Origin of the sequence: Streptomyces sp. NPDC056527, from assembly GCF_042794475.1 — a bacterium.
Taxonomy (GTDB): Bacteria; Actinomycetota; Actinomycetes; order Streptomycetales; family Streptomycetaceae; genus Streptomyces.
In genome coordinates, this window is record NZ_JBHTTQ010000220.1 from 1 (window position 1) to 3,196 (window position 3,196).

Below are 3,196 nucleotides of genomic sequence, written 5' to 3' on the forward strand. Positions count from 1 at the left end.
GTCGTTCCGAGGGCATTGGGTCCCCCGTACGAACCGGGCGCCCAGGTTGTCACCGCGGCACGAACCGGGCCGCGTCCGGCCTGCCTAGCGTGTGGGTCATCCCGATCTGGAGGACCCACCGTGCCGGTTGACCAAGAACCCCTTCCCACACGAGCGGACGATCCGTTCGACCTCGCCGCCATGCTCGCCGACCTCGAGGAACTCGTGACCTGCGAGTCGTACTCCGCCGACCACGCCGCGGTGGCCCGCAGCGCTCAGGTGGTCGCCGACCAGGGCACTCGGCTGCTCGGCGCCCGGCCGCGGACGCTGGTGATCGACGGCGTCACCCACGTCCAGTGGACCTTCGGAGCGCCACGCGTCCTGCTCCTCGGACACCACGACACCGTCTGGCCGATGGGGTCCCTCACGACCCACCCCTGGTCGGTGGAGCAGGGCATCGCCCGCGGCCCCGGTGTCTTCGACATGAAGGCCGGCCTCGTGCAGATGTTCCACTCCCTGGCCTCCCTGCCCTCCCTCGACGGGGTGAGCGTGCTGGTCACGGGCGACGAGGAAGTCGGCTCGGGCGCCTCCCGCCCGCTGATCGAGGATCTGGCCCGTCGATGCGAGGCGACCCTCGTCCTGGAGCCGTCGGCCCCCGGGGGAGCGCTCAAGACGAGCCGCAAGGGCGTGTCGCTGTACGACATCACCGTCCACGGCCGGGCCGCCCACGCGGGACTCGAGCCGGACAAGGGCATCAACGCCGCGACCGAACTCGCCCATCAGACGCTGGCCCTGAGCAGGATCGCCGACGTGGTCACCGCGGAGACCGGGCCCGGGACGACGATCACCCCCACCCTGATGTCGGCCGGCACCGCGAACAACACCGTGCCCGCGCGCGCCGATCTCAGCGTGGACGTACGCGCCCCCGGCGCCGCGGCGCAGGCAGCGGTCGATCGGCTGATCAGGACCCTGCGGCCGCACCACCCCGGTGCGCGCCTGAGCATCGCCGGCGGCCCCAACCGCCCGCCGCTGGACCCCGACGCCTCCCAGCGGCTCTTCACCCTGGCCGCCGAGGTCGCCGTGCGGCTCGGCCTCGATCCCCTGCGGCAGGCGGCCGTCGGCGGCGCGTCCGACGGCAACTACACCGCCGGAGCGGGCTGTCCGACGCTCGACGGTCTCGGCGCCGTCGGCGACGGGGCCCACGCCGACCACGAACACGTCGTCACCGGCACGATGCCGGCCCGCGCCCGGCTCCTGGCCCACCTCGTCGGAGCGATGCGATGAGCGGAACCGAGATCCACGTCGAGACCGGAACCGAGATCCGCCAACTCCGTTCGATGGAGGAGTTCGAGGACGTCAGCAGGCTGTACGCCACGATCTGGGGGACGCAGGCCGCGGGCGGCCCCCTCCCCGCCGAGGTGATGCGCGCCCTGGCCCACGCCGGCAACTACGTGGCCGGCGTGTACGAGGACGGCCGCCTGACCGGCGCGTCCGTCGCCTTCTTCGGCGAACCCATGGGCACCACCCTGCACTCCCACATCACCGGCGCCCTCAGCGGACGCGGCAACGGCCTCGCCCTCAAGCTGCACCAGCGCCGGTGGGCCCTCGCCCGCGGACTCACGCGCATCACATGGACCTACGATCCGCTGATCCGCCGCAACGCCCACTTCAACCTCGTCAAGCTCGGCGCCCGCCCCGAGGCATATCTGCAGTCCTTCTACGGCGCCATGGACGACGCCATCAACGGCGGTGACGAGTCCGACCGCGTCCTGACCGCATGGGACCTGACGGTGCCCGCCGACGCGGCCGGTCCGCCCGACCACCCCGGCCGCGTGCCCCACGGCGTCCGCAACGTCGACGGCCGCCCGTTGATCGGCCCGACCGACGCGGACACCGTCCTCGTCGACCTGCCCGACGACATCGAGTCCCTGCGCCGTAAGGACCCGGGCGCGGCCCGCGCCTGGCGACTGGCCGTCCGCCACACCCTGGGCGGCCTGCTCGCCGAGGGAGCGCGCGTGGCCGGCTTCCACGACCGGCGCAGCTATGTCGTCCATCGCACCGCCTGAACAACCCGACAGGAGCCATCCCCCCATGAAGACCAAGATCTCCGGCGTCGAACTGCGCCGCATCGCCATGCCGCTCGTCGCCCCCTTCCGCACCTCCTTCGGCGTCGAGACCAGCCGCGACGTCCTGCTCGTGCGCGTCGTCACCTCGGAGGGGGAGGGCTGGGCGGAGTGCGCGGCCATGTCCGAGCCCCGCTACTGCTCCGAGTTCGTCGACGGAGCCCAGGACGTCCTGCGCCGATTCCTCGTTCCGGCCCTGCCGAAGGACGGCGTGGACGCGGCCACCGTCGGCCGTGCACTGGAACCCTTCACCGGCCACCACATGGCGAAGTCCGCCCTCGAAACCGCGGTCCTCGACGCCCGGCTCCGCATCTCCGGGGAGTCCTTCGGCTCGTACCTGGGCGCGGCCCGTGACCGCGTTCCCTGCGGCGTCTCCGTCGGGATCATGGACTCGATACCCGAACTGCTGGACGCGGTGGAAGGCTATGTGGCCGAGGGCTACGTCCGGATCAAGCTGAAGATCGAACCGGGCTGGGACGTCGAACCGGTCCGCGCCGTTCGCGAGCGCTTCGGCGACGGCCTGCTCCTCCAGGTCGACGCCAACGCCGCGTACACCCTCGTCGATGCCCAACAGCTCGCCAAGCTCGACGACTTCGGTCTGACGCTGATCGAACAGCCCCTCGCGAACGACGACATGGTTCAGCACGCCCAGCTCGCGAAGCTCCTGCGCACGCCGATCTGCCTGGACGAGTCCATCGAGTCCGCCGCCCATGCCGCGGCGGCCATCTCCCTCGGTGCCTGCTCCGTCATCAACGTCAAGCCGGCCCGCGTCGGCGGCTACCTGGAGGCCCGGCGCATCCACGACATCGCCCGCGCCCACGGCGTCCCGGTGTGGTGCGGCGGCATGCTGGAGACCGGCATCGGCCGCGCCGCCAACGTCGCCCTCGCGGCCCTGCCCGGCTTCACCCTCCCCGGCGACACCTCCGGCTCCCACCGCTACTTCGCCACGGACATCACCCCGCCGTTCGTCCTCGACGACGGCCACCTCACCGTCCCCACCGGCCCGGGCCTCGGCGTCGACCCACTGCCCGACGTCCTCGACGAGGTCACCACCGCCACCGAATGGATCGCGTTGTAGCAGGCGACGCCGAGGG

3 protein-coding genes are annotated in these 3,196 nt (G+C 72.2%); all 3 read left to right on the plus strand.

Annotated elements, in window-relative coordinates; all coding sequences use genetic code 11:
• Positions 1-180: 180 nt before the first annotated feature.
• From ACFQ7Q_RS37940 to menC, 3 genes are read left to right on the plus strand one after another with little or no spacing between them, the layout of a single operon-like run.
• Positions 181-1,263 carry a M20/M25/M40 family metallo-hydrolase gene (locus ACFQ7Q_RS37940; RefSeq protein WP_383563780.1) on the plus strand — a complete coding sequence of 361 codons (1,083 nt, stop codon included), beginning with the start codon at positions 181-183 and terminating at the stop codon, positions 1,261-1,263.
• The gene (locus tag ACFQ7Q_RS37945) at positions 1,260-2,045 is read left to right on the plus strand and encodes a GNAT family N-acetyltransferase (RefSeq protein WP_383563773.1); all 786 of its coding nucleotides are present in this window, start codon (positions 1,260-1,262) and stop codon (positions 2,043-2,045) included. The genes ACFQ7Q_RS37940 and ACFQ7Q_RS37945 overlap by 4 nt, the downstream gene beginning before the upstream one ends.
• Positions 2,046-2,070: 25 nt before the next feature.
• Positions 2,071-3,180, plus strand: a complete 1,110-nt coding sequence (gene menC / locus ACFQ7Q_RS37950; RefSeq protein WP_383563777.1) for an o-succinylbenzoate synthase — start codon at positions 2,071-2,073, stop codon at positions 3,178-3,180.
• The last annotated feature ends 16 nt before the right edge of the window (positions 3,181-3,196 follow it).

Bases quoted from the DNA above. Each gene is read 5' to 3' on its own strand.
- menC (WP_383563777.1), top strand. From the start codon at position 2,071: ATGAAGACCAAGATCTCCGGCGTCGAACTGCGCCGCATCGCCATGCCG.
- ACFQ7Q_RS37945 (WP_383563773.1), top strand. From the start codon at position 1,260: ATGAGCGGAACCGAGATCCACGTCGAGACCGGAACCGAGATCCGCCAA.
- ACFQ7Q_RS37940 (WP_383563780.1), top strand. From the start codon at position 181: ATGCTCGCCGACCTCGAGGAACTCGTGACCTGCGAGTCGTACTCCGCC.